Source organism: Vibrio sp. 1078-1, assembly GCF_033340475.1.
The window spans coordinates 1-860 of sequence record NZ_JAWOWM010000174.1; the positions used below are offsets into that span (position 1 = coordinate 1).

Annotated in this window: 1 protein-coding gene and 1 pseudogene; both read left to right on the top strand. The window is 39.4% G+C overall.

The window, feature by feature from the left end; all coding sequences use genetic code 11:
- Positions 1-698 (top strand): CpaE family protein (locus R7190_RS26405; protein WP_411978086.1); only part of this gene is annotated, 698 nt, incomplete at its 5' end.
- Positions 695-860, top strand: a pseudogene (locus R7190_RS26410) (CpaF family protein); the annotation flags it as partial. The gene R7190_RS26405 and the pseudogene R7190_RS26410, both read left to right, overlap by 4 nt.

An 860-nucleotide genomic window follows, 5' to 3' on the forward strand; every position in this document is an offset into this window, starting at 1 on the left:
GTGCTTTTTTATCCCATAGCTTGAGCCAGCAAGCGAGCTTAAAAACGTTGCTTGTTGAACACGATACGCTGGCATTAAATTCGGATATTTTTTTGGGTTTAAAAGGACTAAAGGCGCAACAAAATAGTATCGATTTAAACCAATCTGAGCTCGATGCCGCAATTGCTGGGAGTTATGTACACCCGATCAAAGACAAGCTTGATTTCCTTGCCCTTGAAAAGAACATTGCATGCATAAGTGACCATGCAGACTCTCTATTTAGAATTTCTAATGAGCTGGTGGATCAGTACAACTTCATCATAGATTCATTGCCTTTAAATGCGATAAACGAACTGACTTCAGAAGACATCAATGAAAGATACAACCGCATTTTTGTTGTTTGTGAACCTTCTGTTGCCTCGTTGCGCGCTTATCACTCGATAAAGAAAAAATTAGGAAAGGCCGAGCATCGAATCATTTTTTCTATGACTCGATCGCAGAAGGATTACATGATGCCTCTCCAAGGCGCCAAAGAAAAAATTAAAGCGAAAGACACCATTGATTTCGTTTATGAAGCCAATTTGGAAAAGTTGATCATCCAACAGGGCATTCACAATACGGCGAAAATTAAGTTCACCCCAGCTATTGCAAATATGGTGAATTCGCTGACTGGTAAAAAAGTCAAAGTGCAGAAAAAGTTCGCGTGGTTTAAGAAATGAATCACCTAAAAGAAGTTTATATTGACATAAGAGACGAAATCTTTGACGCGCTTGATGCCGCTTCTTTAGTCGATGTCGAGCCATTGGAGCTTGAAAGCCAATTAAAAGATTCCGTCAATATTCTTATCGAGAAAAAGCAACTGCAAATCAGCAGTTTGAAGC